We start from the raw sequence: 20487 nt of genomic DNA, 5'->3' as shown, positions 1-20487 counted from the left end.
CTGGACTGGTGTGCCGGGCCCAGCGGTGCGGCCTTCCGGGGTTGCATCCCGGGAAGGCCGGTCGGTGGCGGAGAGGGGCCGCGGGGACGAGTCGGTCGTCCTCGACGTCCGCCCCGGCCGCTCCGAAGCCCCTGGGGGCCGGGGCTCGGCCCACCTGCCGGGATCACGGACGTGCGGGGACTTCCCGGCGGAGTGCTCGGGCAGTGCCTCTCAGGCCGTCGGTGAGGGCTGCGGGAGGTCGGCCGTGGTGGGCCCGTCGTTCGCGGCGCCGCGTCGCAACGCTCCGGACCGGGCGAGCAGAAGGGTTCCGAGGACGCTGATGACGGCGGACCCGGCGAGCCACAGCCCCGGCATGGCGCGGCTTCCGGTGACTTCGATCAGCCAGGTGCAGATCGCCGGGGTGAAGCCGCCGAAGACCGCTTGGGCGAGGCTGTAGGCGAGGGCGAAGCCGGTCGCGCGGACGGCGGCCGGCATCATCTCGGTCAGCGTGACCACCATGACGCCCTGGTAGCCGCCGTACAGGAAGGACAGCCACAGCAGGGTCGTCATCATACGAGCGAAGCTGGGGTCGGCCACCAGCCAGACCATGACCGGGTATCCGGTGACCGCCACCAGTGTGGAGAAGGTGATCAGGACCGGGATCCGGCCGAAGCGGTCGGAGACGGCTCCCATCACGGGCACCCAGACGAAGTTGGACACGCCGACGACCAGGGTCACGGTGTAGCTGTCCATGGCGGAGAGGCCGAGTTCGCGTTCGCCGAACGTCGGCGTGTAGGCGGTGATGAGGTAGAACATCACGCTCGTCAGGGTCACCAGGAGGACTGCTGTCCCGACGATGCGCCACTCCCGCAGGATCGTGCGGTACACCTCGCGGAAACTGGGGCGCTGCCTGCGCGCGGCACGGTCCGCGAAGTCGTCGGTCTCCTGCAGGCTCCTGCGGACGTAGAACAGGAACGGCACGATCAGCGAACCGAAGAGGAACGGGATGCGCCAGCCCCAGGCGGCGGTCTGGTCGGCCGAGAGGCTGAAGTGCAGTGCCACGCCGATGAGAGCGGCGACCACGACCGAGACCTGCTGGCTGGCGGACTGCCAGGCGACGTAGAAGCCCCGGCGCCCGGGCGGGGAGATCTCGGAAAGGTAGACCGAGACGCCTCCGGACTCGGCTCCGGCGGAGAAGCCCTGAAGCAGTCGACCGACGAGGACGAGGATCGGTGCGAGGGCGCCGATGGTCGCGTAAGTGGGGGTCAGGGCGAGCAGTAGCACGCCTACTCCCATGATGCTCAGGCTGAGGATCAGGCCCTGGCGCCGGCCGTGTCTGTCGATGTAGGCGCCGAGGACGATCGCGCCGAGCGGGCGCATGAGGAAACCGACGCCGAAGGTGACCAGCGACAGCATGAGCGCGAGGAACTCGTTGCCTGACGGGAACATCGCGTTCGCGATGGCGGTGGCGTAGAAGCCATACACCATGAAGTCGAACATCTCCAGGAAGTTGCCGCTCGTCACACGTACGACGGCCCCCGCCTTTCCTGCCCGCCCTTGAGGTTTCGTCATGAACCCTCCCTCTGTTCCAATATTTAGAACGCCGTTTCGGCCTCCGGAACATGGAAGCGTGACATTCCCAACGTGTCAACGGTCACGTCTGCGGCCCACCCGGCGCCTTGCCCGGTCGTGCGCCCTGCGTCTAACGTCTTATCTGGAACGGCGTTCTAGATAATGGAACGCCTGCTAGGTTGGTTCCATGGACTCGACATTGTTGAAGGGGTTGTCAGTGCTGGAGGCTCTCGCCGCGAGCAGCGAGCCGCGGGGCGTCAGCGACCTGGCCCGCGAACTCGGCCGGCCCAAGAGCAACATCCACCGCACGCTGCAGTCGCTCCAGGCGGCCGGCTATGTGACGGCCGGGGCCGGTGGCGTGTACGCCTGCTCACTCAAGCTGTTCGAGCTGGGCAACGCGATCGCGGACCGGGTCGATGTGCGCACCCTGGCGCAGCCCGCGATGGAGCGGCTGGCCGCGCAGACGCGCGAGACGGTGCACTTGGCGCTGCTCGACGGGTGGGAGGTGATCTACCTCCACAAGATCGAGAGCTCCGAACCGGTGCGGGCTTACTCCCGGGTGGGCGGTCGGGCGCCGGCGCACTGCGTCGCCTCCGGCAAGGCCCTGCTGGCGTACCAGCCGGCTTCGCTGCTGGCCGAGCTTCCGCCGGTCCTCGACTCGTACACCGAGGCCACGACCACCGAGGCCGACGCCGTACGGGGCGAGCTGGAAACGGTCCGCCAGCAGGGGTACGCGGTCAACCGCGGTGAGTGGCGGGCCGAGGTGGGGGGCTTGGCCGCCGTCGTCCTGGGGCCCGGCGGGGTGCCGGCTGCGGCGCTCGGCGTCTCCGGTCCGCTGTCGCGGATCGAGCCGGGCACCGACGACCACATCGCCGCCGTCCGGACGGCCGCTCGCGACGCGTCGATCGCGATGGGCTGCTCCAGATACGACCAGTTGATCTCGACGTGGGAAGGGGACTGAAGCATGACCAGGCCGTTGGAGGGCTTCCGGGTGGTGGAGGTCTGTCATGTGGCGTCCGGCCCGTTCTGCGGGATGCTGCTGGCAGACCTCGGCGCCGACGTGGTGAAGATCGAGAACCCTGCCGGCGGGGATTCCATGCGCAGTTGGCCGCCGATCTCGGACGGCTACAGCGAGAACTTCGCGTCGCTGAACCGCAACAAGCGTTCGGTGGCGCTCGACCTGAAGGACGACGGGCAGCGCCGAACGGCTCTGGACCTGATGGCCGGTGCGGACGTGGTCGTGGAGAACAACCGTCCCGGCGTGATGGGCCGGCTCCGACTGGGCTACCAGGAGGTCGTAGCACTCAACCCGGCGATCGTCTACTGCTCGATCTCGGCCTTCGGACAGGAAGGGCCGCGCCGCGCGGAGGCCGGTTTCGACCTCACCGTGCAGGCGATGAGCGGGATCATGAGCGTCACCGGGGAACGCGACGGGGATCCGGTGAAGTGCGGTGTCCCCATATCCGATTTCGCGACCGGCCTCTACGGGGCGTTCGCCATCGTGAGCGCTCTGCACCAGGCCCGCGCGACCGGCCGGGGCGTCCACATCGATGCCTCGATGCTGGGTTCGAGCCTGGCCATCGCGGCGCTGCAGACCAGTCAGCTCTTCGGCAGCGGCGTCGACCCGGTCGCCCTGGGCGCGGCTCACCCGCGCAACGCGCCCTACGAGGTGTTCGCCTGCCGGGACGGGCACGTGGCGATGGCGGCGGGCAACGACGGGTTGTTCGCGGCCTTCTGCCGGGCGTTCGGCAGGCCCGAGCTGGTCGAGGATCCGCGGTTCGTCTCCACGGTCGACCGCGCGGCCCACCAGGGCGAGCTGAAGCGGATCGTGGAGGACATCTTCGCGACGCGCGATCGCAGCGACGTACTGGAGGCGCTCCGCGACGCGGGCGTGCCCGGGTCGCCGCTGAATAAGTACTCCGAGGCGCTCGACGATCCCCAGGTCGAGGCGATGGGCTGGGTGGAACCGCTCGAACTGCCCAACGGCACGGTCACCCGCACATTCGGCTCCCCGCTGCGGTTCGACGGACGCGGTTTCCCCGTCTACCGCCATCCTCCTGCGCTGGGAGAGCACACCGGGGAAGTGTGCCCTGACGGCGCCGACCTGCGTTCCTCCGAGGCGTCATGATGGGCGATCTGCTGGTCGATCACGATGGCGACGTCACGACCCTGACACTGAACCGGGACGCCAAGCGCAACAGCCTCTCGGAACCGCTGGTCGAGGGGCTGCTCCATCAGGTGCGGGAGGCCTGCTCCAACGGCACCGGCCTGCTCGTCTTCCGCGGTTCGGGCAAGTCGTTCAGCGCCGGCTTCGACTTCTCGGGCTTCGACGAGCAGGGCGAGGCAACCCTGCTGCGCCGTTTCATCCGGATCGAACAACTGCTGCAGGCCGTCGCGCACGCGCCGGTGACGACGTTGGCGCTGGTGCACGGTCCTACCTTCGGCGCCGGCGCGGATCTCGCCGTGGCCTGTGATCACCGGGTCTTCGACCCGTCGGCCACGCTCCGGATGCCAGGATTCCGTTTCGGTCTGGCGTTGGGCACCCGCCGTCTCGCCCAACGGACGGGCCGCGATTTCGCGCTGGCGATGCTGCAGGAGGCACGCACCATCTCCGCGGCCGAGGCTCTCCGGGCGGGCGTGGCGTCGCACGTCACCGCCCGGGAGGAGTGGGAGAGCGTCGTGCTGGAGCGCGCGCGTCACGCCCGCTCGCTCTCACCGACGGCTTCGGCCCGTCTGCATCACTGCCTCACCCCGGACACCCGGGACGGTGACCTCGCCGAACTGGTGCGCTCCGCGGCCGCGCCCGGCCTGGTCGACCGCATCCGGGCCTTCAAGGAGGAGTCACGATGACCACTCGCTCGTCCAAGCGACGCTCGCTGTCCGAACTCGCGGCGCTCGTCTCAGACGGTGACTCGATCACCCTGGGAGGCAGCTTCCTGCACCGAGGGCCGAACGCCTTGGTGCGGGAGCTGATCCGGCAGGCCCGCCGTGATCTGGAGATCGTGAAGCAGTCGCCCGGCTACGACATCGATCTGCTCTGCCGCGCCGGCGTGGCGACGCGAGCCAAGACCGGGATCGTTGCGATGGAGGGCAACTACGGTCTGGCCCCGCACTACCGGCGGGCGATCGAGTCCGGCGCGCTGGCACTCGAGGAGCACGCGTGCGCGACACTGACCGCCGGGCTGCGCGCCGCGGCCTTCGGCGTGCCGTTCCAGCCGTGCGCCGGGATCGACGGCTCGGACCTGGCACGGCTGAACGGCTGGGTGCGGCTGGACGATCCGTACCAGCCCGGCCGTTCCGCTTGGGTGATTCCGGAGATCCGGCCGGACGTCGCCGTGATCCACGTCAACGAGGTGACGCCTCAGGGCGATGCCCGGGTCACCGGGACGACGCACTGGGACCGGATCATGACGCGCGCCGCCGGCAAGGTCCTGGTGGTGGCCGAGCGCGAGGTGCCGGTGGCGGAGTTCCAGGCTCGCCCCGAGCTCACCCTGGTGCCGCACTTCCTCGTGGAGGCCTATGCCGTCGTCCCCGGCGGTGCCTGGCCGGGCTCCTGCTGGCCCGAGGACGAGGTGGACTATCCCGCGATCGACGCCTACCTGGAGGAGGGCGAGGCGGCTCTGCAGCGCCACCTCGCCGCGGCGCCGGAGACCAAGGAGGCGACCCGTGCCTGAGACGACCACGCCGACCACCTGGTCCCCGTTCTCCTACGTGGTCACGAACCTCGCCCGTTTCGTGCGCCCGGGGGAAGTGACGTTCAGCGGCGTCAACTCCACACTGCCGATGATGGCCTGTCTGCTGGCCAAGCGCGCCTACGACTTCGACTTCACGTACATCAACGTCGCCGGCGGCGTCGACCCGGAACCGCACCGGGCCCCCATCTCGAGCTCGGACCCGGTGCTGACCCTAGGATCGGCCTCGATCTTCGCCAACGAGGACTTCTACGACCTGTGCTGCCGTGGTGGCATGGACCTGTGCTTCCTCGGCGCGGCCCAGATCGACGGACAGGGGCGCACGAACGTGTCGAGCATCGGTCCTTGGGACAAGCCGAAGGTCCGCCTTCCGGGCGGTGGCGGCGGAGCCGTGATGCTGCCGACCGCTCGACGTTCCGTGACCTGGCGCACCGAACACAGCACTCGCACCCTGGTCGAACAGTTGGACTTCGTCACGGCCGCCGGGGGCATGCACGGGTTGGTGACGCCGCTGGGCGTGTTCCAGCTGGTCGATGGCCGGATGACGCTGATGTCGCACCATCCGGACGTCATCGCCGGGCAGGTAGCGGAACGCACCGGATTCGCCGTCGACGCGGAGGGGGTCCCGCCCACCGCGGCCCCGACCGCCGCCGAAACCGCCGCCCTGCGGGCACTCGACCCCGACGGGACGTTCGAAGCCGATGCGGGGGTCCGCCTGTGATGAGGAACATCGCCGAGAACCACACCGGTATGGCGGATGCCCTGGCAGTCGCCTTGGACGAGCACGCTGCGGCGGGACGGACCGCGTTCGTGAGCGGCGGGACGGAGATCAGCTACGCCCGCCTGCGTGACGAGGTGCTCGCCGGCCTCGGGGCGTTGACCGATGCCGGGCTGCGGCCGGGCGCGGTGGTGGGGATGCTCACGGGCAAGAGCCCGCGATCGCTGGCGTCGTTCCTCAGCCTGATGCTCGCCGGCGCCTGCCCGGGCTTCCTCGACCCCCGTCTGCCCGACGACAAGATCATCGACCAGGCGCGAGCCGTGGGCATGGCCGCGGTGGTCGCCGACGAGGATCGCGCGGCCTCCCTGTCGGGCCGCGGCCTGCCGACGCTTGACCCGGCCGCGGGGTCGCCGGCGGAACGGCCGGTGCTCGGGCCACGGGATCCGGCGCTCATGCTCTTCACCTCGGGCAGCACCGGTCGCCCGAAGGGCGTCCTGCTCTCCCACCGCAATCTCCTGGTGAACGCCGCCGGAGTCGTCGCCCAGACCCGACTGACCACGAGCGACCGGTTGCTGCACATCATGCCGGTGCACCACACGAACGGACTGAACAACCAAGTCCTGGCACCGCTGCTGGCCGGCGCCACGGTCTTCCTCATGGACCGTTTCAAACCAGCTGACGCGGTCGACGCCGTCCGCGTCCATCAGCCGACGTACGTGACCGGCGTCCCGACGATGTACCTGCGGATGCTCGAGCACATCGCCGACGGCGAGTCCTTCCCCTCGCTGCGGTTCGTCCGGTGCGGTTCCGCACCGATCACCGCGCATCAGCAGGCGGCGATCGAGCGGAGGTTCGGGGTGCCGGTCGTGTTGTCGTACGGCATGTCGGAGGCCACCTGCACCAGCACCATGAATCCGGTGGAGGAGCCGCGGCTCGGGTCTGTGGGCACGGCACTGGCCGGGCAGCGGATCCGGATCGCGGTGCCCGGCTCGACCCGGGCGATGGACGTCGGCGAAGAGGGCGAGATCCTCATCGGCGGCGAGGCCGTGATGAGCGGTTACGTCGGCACGGACGCGGCGGATCCGGTCGAGGACGGATGGCTGCACACCGGAGACCTGGGACGCCTCGACGCAGACGGATATCTCACGATCACCGGACGGTTGAAGGACACGATCATCCGGGGCGGAGAGAACATCGTCCCCTCGGACATCGAGCAGGTCCTGGTGACCCACCCGGCGGTGCTCGACTGCTGCGTGGTGGGCCGACCGCACCCGGACCTGGGTGAGGTGCCTGTCGCGTTCGTCTCCACCACCGGCGAGGGGGAGGTCCCGGCCGATGACCTCCGGTCCTGGATCGCGGAGCGACTCAGCCGGATGTACGTCCCCGCTGAGGTGCGTGTCCTCGACCAGCTTCCCGTGAACGGCTTGGGCAAGATCGACCGAACGAGCCTCAGGAGCCTTGCCCGAGCAGGCACCTGAAGTCCCGAGACGAGAGTGCGGGTCACGCCGGTCGGCTCACCGCCCCGGGACGACCACGGGCATCGCCCAGCCGGAATCGATTCCAGAAATGCTGGGAAAACGAGCTGCCGCGGGGTGTCCGCAGTCCGGAGCCTCTCCGGAGCGATTCCTGCGGAGCTGCCGCACGCGTCGACCGGTGGTGCGGCTCGGCACGGGCCCTCGCTCGCGTGGAGGGATACGACGTGGAATGGACGAGGCCCCCGGTCACGGGGGAACAACCGGGGGCCTCGCGTTCTCGGGGGCGGGTCGTAGGCCCACCCCTGAGAACGTAAGTCTTCGGCGGTCGACAGGTCAAGCTGGACGGAAGCGCTTGGTGAGCGTGGGTGAGCACACCGTCGTTGCGTCGGCCGCGTCCGGCACCAGCACCGCAACGGAGCTCAGGGCGACGGGATGCAGCTCCGACTTGTGGTCGGGCCACTTGCGGCGGCTGCTCCGGGCGGATGGTGGCTCGGAGGCGCCGCATCGGCCGACTGTGCCGGACGTACGATGACCGGATCCGACGTCCCGCCGCCGCTCCCGGGTTTCCCGACGGAGCCGCCGTCATCCGCGCCCACTGGAGCTGCACGGAGTTGAGGACCCGGTGACGCCGCATCAGTGTTCGAGGGCCGGCCCCGGCAGCAGCCGGTATCCGCCTTCGTCGCGGCGGACCAGCAGATCCGCGTGGGGGCGTGAGGGGTCCGCTGCGAAGTGCCGCCGCTCTGCCACCGTCCAGCCGTCCCAGAACTCGCTGAGCCCGTCGCCGTCCCGCAGCCTGCCCCGCGCCCACGCTCTCCGCGGGGACACGTCGACCCAGAGCAGCCGGCTCAGGTACGGACGGACCGCGCGCCGTCCGGATCCGACCCCCTCCAGCAGGACGACGGGGGCCGGAGACAGGGAGCGTTCCGCGTCGAACCGCCGTTCAACCCAGTCGTAGACCTGGTGGCGGGCCACCCGACCGTCGGAGAGCGGAGCGAGCACCTGCTCCCGGAGTCGCCCCATCCAGTCGAACAGCCCGGTGTGGCTGGCCAGGTCGTCGAGATGCAGTACCGGGGCGTCGCCGAGTTCCTCGGCCAACCGCGCGGCGAGCGTCGTCTTACCCGAACCGGCGTGCCCGTCCAGGGCGACCAGCCGAACCGGCCCGCAGGAGGGCGGCTGGGCGCGCAGCCACCGGGAGAGCGCGCCGAGGTCGGCGCCGACCGGGGGATCGAAGTCCGGGCACACCACCCGGCCAGCTTAAGGGTTGTCCCGTAATCCCTGGTGGGCGCCCGGCGTCAGCTCCGGCACCCCGCCGCGTTGTCGGAACACCCCGATACGCCCAGTATCGGGACGTCCCTCCGCCTTGCGACGCACCGCATCTGACGCCGGGCGCTGATCCGCCGGGGATCACGGGACAGCCCTCAGATCGCGCAGTTCCGCCGCCCCGGAGACGGCGGAGCCTGACGGTGGCACAGGGCCGTCTCGACCGGGATCTTCTGGAAGGCGGTGGATCGAGTGGACGGCCCGACCTCCACATCAGTGGTCTTGACCAATAATCATCATGGCGCGCGCTCGAAAGCTCTGGTCGAACAGCGTTCCGGCAGAGATAGTTGTGCATCCGGCGTGCACCGCCGCCCTCGTACGAGCCCTCGACCCGTGACTGGGGGAGCACCTGCTATGACCACCAGACCCACTCCACGGCGCACCGTCCTGGCCGCAGCACTCGCGGCGGCGGCCGGCGCGGCGGCGGCCCCCTCGGCGATCGCCGCACCGCGCTCCGCCGACGGCTCGGCCACCGGAGGCCCCGCCGACCCCGCCCTCTCGTCCCCTGACCGAGCGAAGGACGTGCCCCGCGTGGCCTACCACGGTTGGAGCAGTGTTCCTGACTGGCGCGCCGGCACCGCTCGCGGCGTCCGAGTCGAGGCGGGGGTGCGCCCCGCAGTCGTCATCGGACGACCGGCGGGCACCACCGACTACACCGATCCGCACACCGGAACCAGCGGAGCCTGGGAGTACGCCACCTGGACCAGCCCGGTACGCCGGCTCGCCGTCCCGGCGAGCGAGGTGGTCACCTCCTGGAACGCGCTGACGCCGGCCGGCACCTGGCTCCAGGTCGAGTTGCGCGGTACCTACACCGACGGGACCGACACCCCCTGGTACGTGATGGGCCGTTGGACGGCCGGAGACGCCGACGAGGACATCCGCCGGACCTCCGTCGACGGTCAGAGCGACGACAAGAGCAGCATCTGGACCGACACCTTCTCCATCGACGACACCGACAGCGGTCTGCGCCTCGCCTCCTACCGGCTGCGGCTCACCCTCTACCGCAAGCCCGGTGCCAACCGCACGCCGAAGGTGTGGCGGGTGGGTGCGATGGCCTCCGACATCCCCGACCGGTTCACCGTGCCGGCCTCCGAGCCCGGGCCGGCGACCGGCCACGAACTGACGGTGCCCCGCTACTCGCAGAACACCCACGTCGGCCAGTACCCGGAGTACGACAACGGGGGCGAGGCGTGGTGCAGCCCCACCTCCTCACAGATGGTCCTCGAGTACTGGGGGCGCAAGCCGAGCGAGGAAGACCTGGCCTGGGTCGACCCCGACTACGCCGACCCGCAGGTCTGCCACGCGGCCCGCCACACCTTCGACTACCAGTACGAGGGCTGCGGCAACTGGTCCTTCAACGCCGCCTATGCGGCCACCTACCGCGACATGCAGGGGGTGGTCATGCGTCTCGGCTCCCTGACGGACGCCGAGAAGTTGATCCGGGCCGGAATCCCGCTGATCACCTCGCAGTCCTTCCTGGAATCGGAGCTGGACGGCGCCGGGTACGGCACCTCCGGCCACCTGATGTGCGTGGTCGGGTTCACCGAGGACGGTGACGTCGTCGCCAACGATCCGGCCAGTGACAGCAACGAGGCCGTCCGCAACGTCTACAAGCGCCGGCAGTTCGAGAACATCTGGCTGCGCACCAAGCGCTACGACGCCGAGGGCAACGTCAAGGGCGGCACGGGCGGTGTCTGCTACATCTACTTCCCGGCCCGGCCGGCCCCGGCTCAGCTCCGCGTCCTGCGGGAGCTGGGGGTCTGCTGACGGAGTGCCCGGAGCCTTCAGCGCGGTCCCTGCCGTGTCCGACGGGGCAGGCAGGGACCGGCTGGTTGCCACCGGCGGCGAAGACGGTCAGTCCTTCTGCTCGCCCAAGCGCTCGACGAAGTCCTGAGCCTTCTCGACGCCGCTGTCGATCTTGTCGCTGTGCTTTCCGCCGGTCCTGCCGTCGACGAACTCCCCGACCTTCTCCAGCCCGTCGGTGATCTTGTCCCCGTGGGCTCCGGCGACCTCCTCGGCCTTCCCCTTGAGGCTCTTCAGCTTGTCGAACATGCGCGGACCCCTCTCCTCCAACCACGGTCCTGGTCAGGGACATGATTTCACGGAGGAGACCGTGCGCAGGACGGAACCGGCCGGCCGCGCTGCGGGTGGCCGGCGGCATCGGGTGACTCATCGGGATGACCCGGGGGCTGTTGCGGGGAGGTGGCCCCGCCCGAGTCGGTAGGCTGCGCGACTGTGTCGTCGGTGAGAGGAGTGGGCGGGTCATGAAGCGTCAACTGTGGTGGGTGCGCGGGCTGGCGGTCGGTGCCGTGCTCGCGGTGGCGGGGTGCTCACTCGTCAACGACCAGCCGTCCCCGGGCGGGGGCGACGACAAGCCCTCGGCCTCCAGCGGGGTGGGTGGCGGCACGGCCGAGGACGGGAGCGGGCTGCCCGGGCTGCCGACCGCCGAGCAGGCGCGGACCCAACTCGCCGAGTTGAAGGTGGCGCCCCACGGGTCGATGTCCGGCTACAGCCGCGCGAAGTTCCCCCACTGGGCCGCGCAGGGCGAGAACTGCGACACCCGCGAGACGGTACTGGAACGGGACGGCACCGACGTGGAGCGTGACGCCCAGTGCCGGGCGGTCTCCGGCACGTGGACGAGCGCGTACGACGACGAGAAGTTCACCGAGGCCTCGGACCTCGACATCGACCACATGGTGCCGCTCGCCAACGCCTGGCGCTCCGGTGCCGACGGCTGGACCCAGGAGCAGCGGAAAGCATTCGCCAACGACCTGACCCATCCCCAGCTGCTCGCCGTGTCGGCCTCCTCCAACCGCTCCAAGGGCGACCAGGGGCCGGACGAGTGGCAGCCGCCGGCGAAGACCTACTGGTGCACCTACGGCCGGGCCTGGACCTCCGTGAAAGCCACCTACGAGCTGTCGGTGACGGAGCCGGAGAAGGAGAAGTTGACCGAGATGCTGGACACCTGCTCCTCATGACCGAAGGCGACGCGGCGCCGGCACGCGACCGGTACGAGGACCAGGTCACGGCCGGGCCGGGCGGTGCGATGACCGACGAGGTCGGCGTCATCACCGGCGACCTCACCGTCGTCACCGGCCTCTCCGCGAGCGGGGAGGCGGTGATCGCCGTGCAGTACACCGGAGCCGACGAGTGGTACACGCTGACCGGGAGCCCGGTGGCGGTGCCGTCCGGGGGGCTGGCCGCACTGCACGCGGAGGTGCTGGAGCGGCTGCGGCAGGGAGGCGGGGCGGAGGCGCCGCGCTGACCTCCGGCCGGGAGCGATGACCGGCACCCACTCTCCGGGACGGCCCCTGCTCCGGGCCGTCCCCTGTCAGCGGTGTCGCTGCCGCCACGGCCGGGGCCCGTCCCGGCGCACGCGGCCGCGGCGGTCGCCCCGGCCGCTGCCCTGCCCCGAACGGAGTCGTTAGGACTCTCCCTTCCCGGGTACCCAGAGGCGGTCCACCCACCGGTGGGCCCCGGGCGCCCAGGCAGGCGGACCGCTCGTCGACCATCCTGCCCGGAGAGCCTGCGGAGGCGCGGGCTCGGGAGCGGGAACGGGCTTCACGGCGGGAGGACCGTGGACCGCTGCCGGTCCCCGTGCAGCAGCTCAGCAGCACCGAGGAACAGGGAGAGGCCGATGACCCAGGTCGCCGACTATGTGCTGAACCGTCTCCGGGAGTGGGGGGTGGGACGCGTCTACGGCTATCCGGGCGATGGGATCAACGGAATGCTGGGCGCCTTCGACCGGGCTGAGGGGGATCCGGAGTTCATCCAGCCCCGGCACGAGGAGATGGCCGCCTTCATGGCCTGCGGTCACGCCAAGCTCACCGGTGAGGTGGGCTGCTGCATCGCCACCTCGGGGCCGGGAGCGGTCCACCTCCTCAACGGCCTCTACGACGCCAAGCTCGACCACCAGCCGGTGGTCGCGGTCCTCGGCCAGCAGAAGAGCCTCTGCCTCGGTTCGCACTACCAGCAGGAGATCGCGCTCGACCAGCTCTTCGCCGACGTGTCCGAGTTCTGCCAGATGGTGACCCACCCCGGGCAGGTCCGGCATGTCATCGACCGGGCCTTCAAGACAGCTCTGACCCGACGTGGGGTGGCCACGATCATCATCCCGGAGGACGTCCAGGAGGCGGAGGCCCAGCCCTCGCCGCCCAAGACGCACGGCGCCGTCTTCTCCAGCGTCGGGTGGAGCCGCCCCCGGATGCTCCCCGACGAGGAGGAGTTGCGGCGCGCCGCGGACGTCCTCAACGAAGGTGAGCGAGTCGCCATTCTCATCGGCCAGGGCGCGGCCGAGGCCCCGGACGAGGTCATGGAGACCGCCGAACTGCTGGGCGCCGGCGTGGCCAAGGCGCTGCTCGGCCGGGAGGTGCTGCCGGACAGCCTGCCGTGGGTCACCGGCCCGATCGGCCTGCTCGGCAGTAAGCCCAGCGACGAGATGATGCGCAACTGCGACACTCTCTTCATGATCGGCACCAGCTTCCCGTACGGCGAGTGGCTGCCGGACGAGGGGCAGGCCCGCGGCGTCGAGATCGACAACGACGGCCGCATGATCGGCATGCGCTACCCGATGGAGGCCCACCTCGTCGGGGACACGAAGGAGACGCTCAGGGCCCTCATCCCGCTGCTGCGGCCGAAGGAGGACCGCGGCTGGCGGAAGCGGATCGAGAAGAACGTACGGGAGTGGAACGACATCTGCCGGACCCGCTCCAACCAGCACTTCGGAGGAAAGATCAACCCGCAGGCGGTCGCCACCGAACTCTCCGACCGCCTCCCCGACGGCGCTATCCTGACCGCCGACTCCGGGTCGGGCACCAACTGGTGGGCCCGCCACCTACGGCTGCGGGAAGGCATGCGGGCCACGCTCTCCGGGACCCTCGCCACCATGGGGCCGGGGGTGCCGTACGCGATCGCCGCGCGTTTCGCCTACCCCGACCGACCGGTGATCGCCTTCGTCGGCGACGGCGCCTTCCAGATGAACGGCATGAACGAGATGATCACGGTCAAGCGGTACCTGGACCGGCTGTCGGGCCCGGCGCCGTTCATCTTCTGCGTCTTCAACAACCAGGACCTGAATCAGGTGACCTGGGAACAGCGTGCGATGGGGGGCGATCCCAAGTTCCCCGGCTCGCAGACCATTCCGGACGTGCCCTACGCGGAGTACGCCGGGTTGCTCGGACTGGAGGGCATCAGCTGCGACGAGCCGAAGAGGGTCGGTGCCGCCTGGGAACGGGCGCTGGCCGCGGAGCGCCCGGTGGTCCTGGAGTTCAAGGTGGACGCGGAGATCGCGCCCATCCCGCCGCACATCATGCTGGAGCAGGGCAAGAAGGCGGCCAAGGCGACCGTGCACGACCCGGAGCGGACCGGCATCGTCACCCGGGGGGTGCGCCAGAAGTTCACCGAGTTCACCGAACGTCTCTCCAGTCGCCGGTGAGCGCCCCGTCCCGGAGCCCCGGGTCGCGTGCTGCCGCGGCCCGGGGTGTCACCCGACGCGGTCGCGGTAGTACCAGCGGCTCAGTGCCACCCGCAGTCGTCGTCTCCGGGACGAGCCCGCCGCGCGTTCCCCGGAGGTGAGTTGCACCGGCCGTGGGATCTCGCGCAGGGCCAGCGTGTAGCGCTGCTGGGGGGAGAGGGGCTCGCTCCCCTCTTCGAGACCGCCCGCCACGTTCTGGTGCACCTGCCCGGTCTCGTCCCCCTCCCGGACGCGCTCCAGGTCGTGGGCCTGGAGGGCTAGGCAGAGGCGCTTGGTGACCATGAAGGCGATTACCGGGCCCAGCACCAGCAGCACACGGAAGGTCCAGGTCAGTGCGTTGAGGGAGACCCCCATGACGTTGGCGATCACATCGTTGCCGCCGCCGAGGAGGAGTACGGCGTAGAAGGTGATGCCGGCGACCCCCACGCCGGTGCGGGAGGGCTGGTTCCGCGGTCGGTCGCACAGGTGGTGCTCGGCGGAGTCGCCGGTCACCCACTTCTCGAGGAACGGATAGAGGTACAGCAGGAGGAAGAGCAGGGCGGGCAGGATCACGGTGGGAACCAGGACGTTCCACATGAAGGTGTGGCCCCAGAGGGTGGTCTCGAAGGGCGGCATCATCCGCAGCGACCCCTCGAGGAACCCGATGTACCAGTCGGGTTGGGAGCCGGTACTGACCTGGTCCGGCCGGTAGGGCCCGTAGTTCCAGATCGGATTGATCTGCGCCACACCGGCCAGCACCATCATCAGGCCGAAGACGATCAGGTTGAGCCCGAGGGACTTCGCGGTGAACTGGGGGAACATCGGCTGCCCCACCGCGTTCCGGTTGCTGCGCCCGGGGCCGCCCCACTGGGTGTGCTTGAGATAGACGACCAGGATCAGGTGGACGACGACCAGGGCGACCAGCAGCCCCGGGATGAAGAGGATGTGGACCACGTAGAGCCGTGGGACGATCTCGTTGCCCGGATACTCGCCACCGAAGAGGAAGAGGCTCAGGTAGGTGCCGACCACCGGGATCGACAGCAACAGGCTCTGGACCACCCGCAAGCCGGTGCCCGACAGCAGGTCGTCCGGGAGGGAGTAGCCGCAGAAGCCCTCGACCACCCCCAGCAGGAAGAGCGTCAGACCGATCACCCAGTTGGCCTCCCGGGGTCTGCGGAAGGCACCGGTGAAGAAGATCCGCAGCATGTGCACGCCCATGGCGGTCACGAACACCAACGCCGCCCAGTGGTGGGCCTGACGGATGAGGAGTCCGCCCCGGATCTCGAAACTGATGTGCAGCGTCGAGGCGTACGCCTCGGAGACCTGGACCCCTCTCAGCGGTCCGTACGACCCGCTGTAGGGGGCTTCGGCCATGCCCGGATCGAAGAAGAGCGTGAGGTAGCTCCCGGTCACCAGGAGCAGGATCAGGCTGTACAGGGCGATCTCGCCGAGCAGGAAGGACCAGTGGTCGGGGAACGCCTTGCGCAGCAGTCCGCCCGCCTCGCTGGCGGGCAGCCGGCCGTCCACGGCTCCGAAACCGGCCTCGGTCGCCTGTCGGACCCGGCCGCGCAGCCGAGACCTTCTCGACGCGAACACCATCCGCCACCCTTCCCTCTTCTGCGCTGCGCACCGTCAGCGGTTGTTGTGCTGGAAGACGAATCCGAGGACGCCGCAGGCGAGAACGCCCAGGCCGATGAGGAAGAGCCAGAGTCCGTAGATCACGCCGACAGCGGTGACCGCCGCACCGGCCCCGGTCAACACCGGGTAGTAGCTACGGGGGGAGAAGAACGCCAGTCGGCCGCTTCCCCAGTGGACGGGGACGTTCTTTCGGTCCTGCGGTCGGCGGCCGTGCCGCAGGAACTGGGTCCACAGGAAGAAGGCGATCAGGCCGGACATCAGGAACGACACCAGCAGGGCGACCGTGCCGGCCGGTTCGGTGCTGTACCGCCCGTAGACGGCGGCGGTGGCGGCGAAGAACAGCGCCACCCCGGCGAAGAGCAGGGCCTCGGCCTTCACCGGGGCACCTCCTCTTCGGCGCTCTTCGGTGAGGCGGGTGAAGTGGCCTGGATCCGTCCCGCGGCGACGTCCGGGTGGTGCAGGTCGAAGGCCGGGGCCTCGCTGCGGATACGGGGAAGCGCGTCGAAGTTGTGCCGGGGCGGCGGGCAGGAGGTCGCCCATTCCAGGGAGCGGCCCCATCCCCAGGGGTCGTCCACCGTGACTTTCCTGCCGTACCTCGCCGTCTTCCAGACGTTGTAGAGGAAGGGCAGCGTGGAGATGCCGAGCAGGAAGGCGCTGATCGAGGAGACCGTGTTGAGGGTGGTGAACCGGTCGGCGGCGAGGTAGTCCGCGTATCGGCGCGGCATCCCCTCCTCACCGAGCCAGTGCTGCACGAGGAAGGTGCCGTGGAAACCGACGAAGAGAGCCCAGAAGTGGATCTTCCCCAGCCGCTCGTCGAGCATGCGACCGGTCATCTTCGGCCACCAGAAGTAGAACCCCGCGAACGTCGCGAAGACGATGGTGCCGAACAGCACGTAGTGCAGGTGCGCGACGATGAAGAAGGTGTCGGTGAGATGGAAGTCGAGCGGCGGCGAGGCGATGAGGACCCCCGTCATTCCGCCCAGCAGGAACGTCACCAGGAAGCCGATCGACCAGAGCATCGGCGTCTCGAAGGACAGCGAGCCCTGCCACATCGTGCCGATCCAGTTGAAGAACTTCACTCCGGTAGGAACCGCGATGAAGAACGACATCAGTGAGAAGAAGGGGAGCAGTACCGCGCCCGTGGCGAACATGTGGTGGGCCCAGACCGTGGCGGAGAGCCCGGTGATGGCCATGGTGGCGCCGATGAGGCCGAAGTAGCCGAAGAGCGGCCGCCGGCTGAAGACGGGGATGATCTCCGTGACCACCCCGAAGAACGGCAGCGCGACGATGTACACCTCCGGGTGACCGAAGAACCAGAACAGGTGCTGCCACAACAGAGCGCCCCCGTTGGCCGCGTCGAAGACGTGCGCGCCGAACTTCCGGTCGGCTTCGAGGGCGAACAGAGCACCCGTCAGGACCGGGAACGCGAAGAGTGCCAGGATCGAGGTGAACAGCACGTTCCAGGTGAACAGGGGCATCCGGAAGACGGTCATGCCGGGTGCGCGCAGACAGACGATGGTGGTGATGAAGTTGACTGAGCCGAGAATGGTGCTCAACCCCGCCACGATCAGCCCTATGGTCCACAGGTCGCCGCCCAGCCCCGGGGTGTACTCTGATCTGTTCAGCGGTGCGTAGGCGAACCAGCCGAACCCGGCGGCCCCCTCGGGGGTGAGGAAGCTGCCGACCACGATCAGGCCGCCGAAGAGGAAGGCCCAGTAGGTGAAGGCGTTGAGGCGTGGGAAGGCCACGTCCGGCGCCCCGATCTGGAGCGGCATGATGGCGTTCGCGAAACCGGTGAAGGTCGGAGTGGCGAACAGCAGCATCATGATGGTGCCGTGAATGGTGAACAGCTCGTTGTACTGCTGCCGGGTCACCAACTGGAGGCCCGGTCTGGCGAGCTCGGCGCGCATGACCATCGCGAAGAGACCGGCCAACAGGAAGAACGCGAACGCGGTGACCAGGTACATGTTCCCGATCACCTTGTGGTCGGTGGTCGTCAGGTAGCGGAGCATCGCCTTGCCGAGCCGCAACCGCCGCTCCTCGGGCGAGGGCCGTTCCGCCTCTTCGTCCGTCACAGCGTCCTCCGTCTCCACCGGCTGACCTCCAACTGCCTGTCGAAGTGAGCGCCCCCTCGGTTCCTTCTCCTGATTCAGCGTCAGCTTTTGCACGCCCGGGCGCGGTTCGGCGCGGTTCCGGACGGGGCGACGCCGGGAGACCCTCGTCCCACGGGGCTCTTCCGTCCCGGTCCGGTCCGCACGGTCTGCGGCGGCCGGACCGGGGCGCAATCGGCGAAGAAGGCGGGGAGGGGCGGCGGCGCTCCGCCCACGCCGATCGAGGTGGCGAGGTCACCCGGACGCCCGGGAGGCCGTTCGCCATGCCCGGGGGCTCAGGAGAAGCGTGAGGCCAGCCGCTGGTAGAGGCCGGGTGCCGCCCCGTGCAACCGCGCCGGTAGGCGCAGCCACGCGGGCACGAACAGTTCCCTGTGCCGCCCCGCGACCGCCCGCTCGATGGCCTCCGCGACCCGCTCGGGAGAGACCGGTCGGGGCCGGCTGCGCTGGTAGGGGGTGCCGCGGCGGGCGAAGAAGGGGGTGTCGACGGCTCCGGGCAGGACGACGGAGACATGCACTCCGTGCCCTTGCAGTTCGTACCGGAGGCTGTCGGCGAAGGTGCAGAGCGCGGCCTTGGTGGCCGAGTACACCGCCTCACCGCGGACGCCCACCGAACCCGCGATCGACGCGACCAGCACCACATGGCCGCGGCCCCTGCCGACCATCCCCGGCAGGAGGGCACGCACCAGGTGCATGGTGCCGGAGACGTTGACGGCCACCAACTGCTCCAGCTCCGCCGGTGGTATGTCGACGAAGCTCCCGGCCCAGCCGACTCCGGCACCGGCCACCAGCAGGTCCACCCGGCCGGTCCCGGCGACCGCCTGCTCGGCCAGGGCCGGCCCGCCCTCCGCCGTGCCCAGGTCGACCGCCAGCGGCTGTCCACCGGTGAGGTGGGCGACCTCGCTGAGACGCTGCCGGTCGCAGCCGTTGAGCAGCAGTCGCCATTGGCCCGAGGCGGCGAGCCGGGAGGCCACCGCCGCGCCGATGCCCGAGGACGCCCCGGTGACCAGCGCCACCGGGAGCGTCTCGGAGGGGCTCTCGACCGAGGTCGGGGCCGGTGCCGCTTCCGGCGGTCCGGCGGGGAGCGGTCCGGCGGCGGCATCCGGTTCCCGGGGGGCGTGGTCCCGCACGGCCATGGATGTTCCTCCCGGGACGATGAGATCACTGAGGATAAATGGAACATAGCACTCATATTTCCTGGAGTGCTCGACCCTGCCGCGATCGTCGTTGCGCAACCCCGGGAGCGCGCCGTCCCGGCATGCCTCGCCGGCCTCGCGGAGCCCCCGGCGGCCCTTCCCGCACTGCGATATCAGCGCGGGCGGGGCCGGTGCTCCCGGATGCACGCGGGCGCCGTATTCACGGATCCGTGGCCGCCGTCCGTGCCGCACGGATCAGCCTGGCCGTGTCGCCCGCGAAGACGGAGCAGGCGGCGGTCAGCAGCCGCTCCCGGGCGGGGCCCGGTGAGGCCAGGTCGCGGACCGAGGTGAGGAGTTCGCGTGGGTCCCGGGCGTACGCTGAGACGCCCGCAGCCGCCATCTCGTACACCCCTTCCGCGCCGTGGCCGGGAAGCGGGCGGTAGCCGATGACCGGCAGCCCGGAGGCGAGTGCCTGCACCGCGGTCTGCCCCGCGGCGTTGTCGACCAGGGCACACGCCGACGCCATGAGCTCCGGAAGGTCGTTCACCCAGCCGAGCGCCAGCACACCCGGCCGCCGGGCGGCCGTCCGCAGCAGCCGGCGGTCGCGCCCGCACAGCAGCACCGGGAGGAAACCGGCGCCGGCGAGCAGTTCGGCCGAGGGCAGCAGCCCCGAGCCGGTGCCCCAGGCCCCGGCGGAGATCAGGACGGGGGGCTTGCCCGGAGCCAGGCCGGACAGCACCTCGCGCCAGCTCGACCGCGATCCGGACTCGGGGCGGTGGGCTCCCCGGAACTCCGCGGACACCACCGGGCCCGGCGCCGCGGCGGGGCGCCCGGTGCCTTCCCGGGCCCGCGCCGCCGCCGCCTCGGTGACGCAGAGGTGGAGGTCGTTGCCCGGATGGAGCCACTGCCGGTGCGCCGCGAAGTCGGTGATGACCACCGTGCTGGGGACCTGCAACCTGCCGCGCTGCCGTAGCCTTCCGGTGACCTGGGCCGCGAGGTGGAAGGTCGACACCACGGCGTCCGGCCGCCACCGCTCCACCTCGGCCATCAGCCGCCGCCCCGCCAGCGCGGCCAGCGGGGCGCTGTCCGGATGGGGCGAGCCGACGAAGAAGGCGGCGTACACCGCAGAGTAGAGCGAGGGCAGATGCCGGATCGACGCCCGGTACCCGCCGCGCAGCGCCGCGCCGACGCCCGCCGGGAGCAGGGCGAGCACATCCCGGCGCGCGGCCCGGTGGCCGTCGCGCCGCAGGCGGCGGGCCAGCTCGTCGGCCACCGCGTCGTGGCCGGCCCCCATGCTGGCGCTGATGATCAGGAAACGGCGCTCCATCGGACTCCCGGCGCTCGGTCTCGCCCGCCCTGGCCGATCGGATAATGTGCGCATAATTTACCAAATACTA

General features: G+C 70.2%; 18 protein-coding genes. 10 read left to right on the top strand and 8 right to left on the bottom strand.

All coding sequences use genetic code 11. The features are described 5' to 3' along the window. Positions 1-210 precede the first annotated feature (210 nt). Complete coding sequence (locus BGP73_RS10635) at positions 211-1551, bottom strand: MFS transporter (RefSeq protein ID WP_069814053.1); 1341 nt, start codon at positions 1549-1551, stop codon at positions 211-213. 187 nt (positions 1552-1738) lie between these two features. On the opposite strand from BGP73_RS10635, the gene BGP73_RS10630 reads away from it, so the two are divergent. Genes BGP73_RS10630 through BGP73_RS10605 form a run of 6 tightly spaced genes read left to right on the top strand, consistent with a single transcriptional unit; the run spans position 1739 to position 7439 of the window. Next, positions 1739-2512 (top strand): IclR family transcriptional regulator, encoded by a 774-nt coding sequence (locus BGP73_RS10630; RefSeq protein ID WP_069814052.1) that lies wholly within the window; start codon positions 1739-1741, stop codon positions 2510-2512. Between the two features lie 3 nt (positions 2513-2515). After that, positions 2516-3679 carry a CaiB/BaiF CoA transferase family protein gene (locus tag BGP73_RS10625; protein ID WP_069814051.1) on the top strand — a complete coding sequence of 388 codons (1164 nt, stop codon included), beginning with the start codon at positions 2516-2518 and terminating at the stop codon, positions 3677-3679. Next, positions 3679-4401 (top strand): enoyl-CoA hydratase/isomerase family protein, encoded by a 723-nt coding sequence (locus BGP73_RS10620; RefSeq protein ID WP_079127418.1) that lies wholly within the window; start codon positions 3679-3681, stop codon positions 4399-4401. Before BGP73_RS10625 ends, BGP73_RS10620 begins: the two co-directional genes overlap by 1 nt. Beyond that, positions 4398-5225: a CoA transferase subunit A gene (locus BGP73_RS10615; protein ID WP_069814049.1), complete on the top strand. Its 828-nt coding sequence runs from the start codon at positions 4398-4400 to the stop codon at positions 5223-5225. The genes BGP73_RS10620 and BGP73_RS10615 overlap by 4 nt, the downstream gene beginning before the upstream one ends. Further along, positions 5218-5964 carry a CoA-transferase subunit beta gene (locus BGP73_RS10610; protein ID WP_069814048.1) on the top strand — a complete coding sequence of 249 codons (747 nt, stop codon included), beginning with the start codon at positions 5218-5220 and terminating at the stop codon, positions 5962-5964. The genes BGP73_RS10615 and BGP73_RS10610 overlap by 8 nt, the downstream gene beginning before the upstream one ends. After that, a complete protein-coding gene (locus BGP73_RS10605; RefSeq protein ID WP_212732801.1) occupies positions 5964-7439 on the top strand; it encodes a class I adenylate-forming enzyme family protein in 1476 nt (491 codons plus the stop codon). The genes BGP73_RS10610 and BGP73_RS10605 overlap by 1 nt, the downstream gene beginning before the upstream one ends. 630 nt (positions 7440-8069) lie before the next feature. On the opposite strand, the gene BGP73_RS10600 is transcribed toward BGP73_RS10605, so the two are convergent. After that, a complete protein-coding gene (locus BGP73_RS10600) occupies positions 8070-8681 on the bottom strand; it encodes a uridine kinase family protein (protein WP_244501164.1) in 612 nt (203 codons plus the stop codon). 429 nt (positions 8682-9110) lie between these two features. On the opposite strand from BGP73_RS10600, the gene BGP73_RS10595 reads away from it, so the two are divergent. Beyond that, the gene (locus BGP73_RS10595) at positions 9111-10523 is read left to right on the top strand and encodes a peptidase C39 family protein (RefSeq protein WP_069814047.1); all 1413 of its coding nucleotides are present in this window, start codon (positions 9111-9113) and stop codon (positions 10521-10523) included. Between the two features lie 87 nt (positions 10524-10610). Here BGP73_RS10595 and BGP73_RS10590 read toward each other — a convergent pair whose 3' ends face one another. After that, positions 10611-10808: an antitoxin gene (locus BGP73_RS10590; protein WP_069814046.1), complete on the bottom strand. Its 198-nt coding sequence runs from the start codon at positions 10806-10808 to the stop codon at positions 10611-10613. Positions 10809-11020: 212 nt separating this feature from the next. Here BGP73_RS10590 and BGP73_RS10585 point away from each other — a divergent pair, with 212 nt between their 5' ends. The 3 genes from BGP73_RS10585 to BGP73_RS10575 all read left to right on the top strand — a co-directional run bounded on the left by BGP73_RS10585 (position 11021) and on the right by BGP73_RS10575 (position 14190). Further along, the gene (locus tag BGP73_RS10585) at positions 11021-11734 is read left to right on the top strand and encodes an HNH endonuclease family protein (RefSeq protein WP_069814045.1); all 714 of its coding nucleotides are present in this window, start codon (positions 11021-11023) and stop codon (positions 11732-11734) included. Continuing rightward, a complete protein-coding gene (locus BGP73_RS10580) occupies positions 11731-12021 on the top strand; it encodes a hypothetical protein (protein ID WP_069814044.1) in 291 nt (96 codons plus the stop codon). Before BGP73_RS10585 ends, BGP73_RS10580 begins: the two co-directional genes overlap by 4 nt. Before the next feature lie 372 nt (positions 12022-12393). Further along, positions 12394-14190: a thiamine pyrophosphate-requiring protein gene (locus BGP73_RS10575; RefSeq protein ID WP_069814043.1), complete on the top strand. Its 1797-nt coding sequence runs from the start codon at positions 12394-12396 to the stop codon at positions 14188-14190. A 48-nt stretch (positions 14191-14238) separates the two neighbouring features. Here BGP73_RS10575 and qcrB read toward each other — a convergent pair whose 3' ends face one another. The 5 genes from qcrB to BGP73_RS10550 form a co-directional block, all read right to left on the bottom strand. Next, positions 14239-15807 (bottom strand): cytochrome bc1 complex cytochrome b subunit, encoded by a 1569-nt coding sequence (gene qcrB / locus BGP73_RS10570; protein ID WP_069814042.1) that lies wholly within the window; start codon positions 15805-15807, stop codon positions 14239-14241. Positions 15808-15840: 33 nt separating this feature from the next. Beyond that, entirely contained in the window at positions 15841-16224 is a 384-nt protein-coding gene (gene ctaF, locus BGP73_RS10565) for an aa3-type cytochrome oxidase subunit IV (RefSeq protein ID WP_069814041.1), read from the bottom strand. Beyond that, complete coding sequence (gene ctaD, locus BGP73_RS10560; protein WP_069814309.1) at positions 16221-17858, bottom strand: aa3-type cytochrome oxidase subunit I; 1638 nt, start codon at positions 17856-17858, stop codon at positions 16221-16223. The genes ctaF and ctaD overlap by 4 nt, the downstream gene beginning before the upstream one ends. Before the next feature lie 374 nt (positions 17859-18232). Further along, complete coding sequence (locus tag BGP73_RS10555) at positions 18233-19090, bottom strand: SDR family NAD(P)-dependent oxidoreductase (protein ID WP_069814040.1); 858 nt, start codon at positions 19088-19090, stop codon at positions 18233-18235. Between the two features lie 220 nt (positions 19091-19310). After that, the gene (locus BGP73_RS10550; protein ID WP_069814039.1) at positions 19311-20417 is read right to left on the bottom strand and encodes an MGDG synthase family glycosyltransferase; all 1107 of its coding nucleotides are present in this window, start codon (positions 20415-20417) and stop codon (positions 19311-19313) included. Between the last annotated feature and the right edge of the window lie 70 nt (positions 20418-20487).

Origin of the sequence: Streptomyces sp. TP-A0874 (assembly GCF_001748085.1) — a bacterium.
Classification (GTDB): Bacteria; Actinomycetota; Actinomycetes; order Streptomycetales; family Streptomycetaceae; genus Streptomyces.
This window is presented reverse-complemented; position numbering and strand designations above follow the sequence as displayed.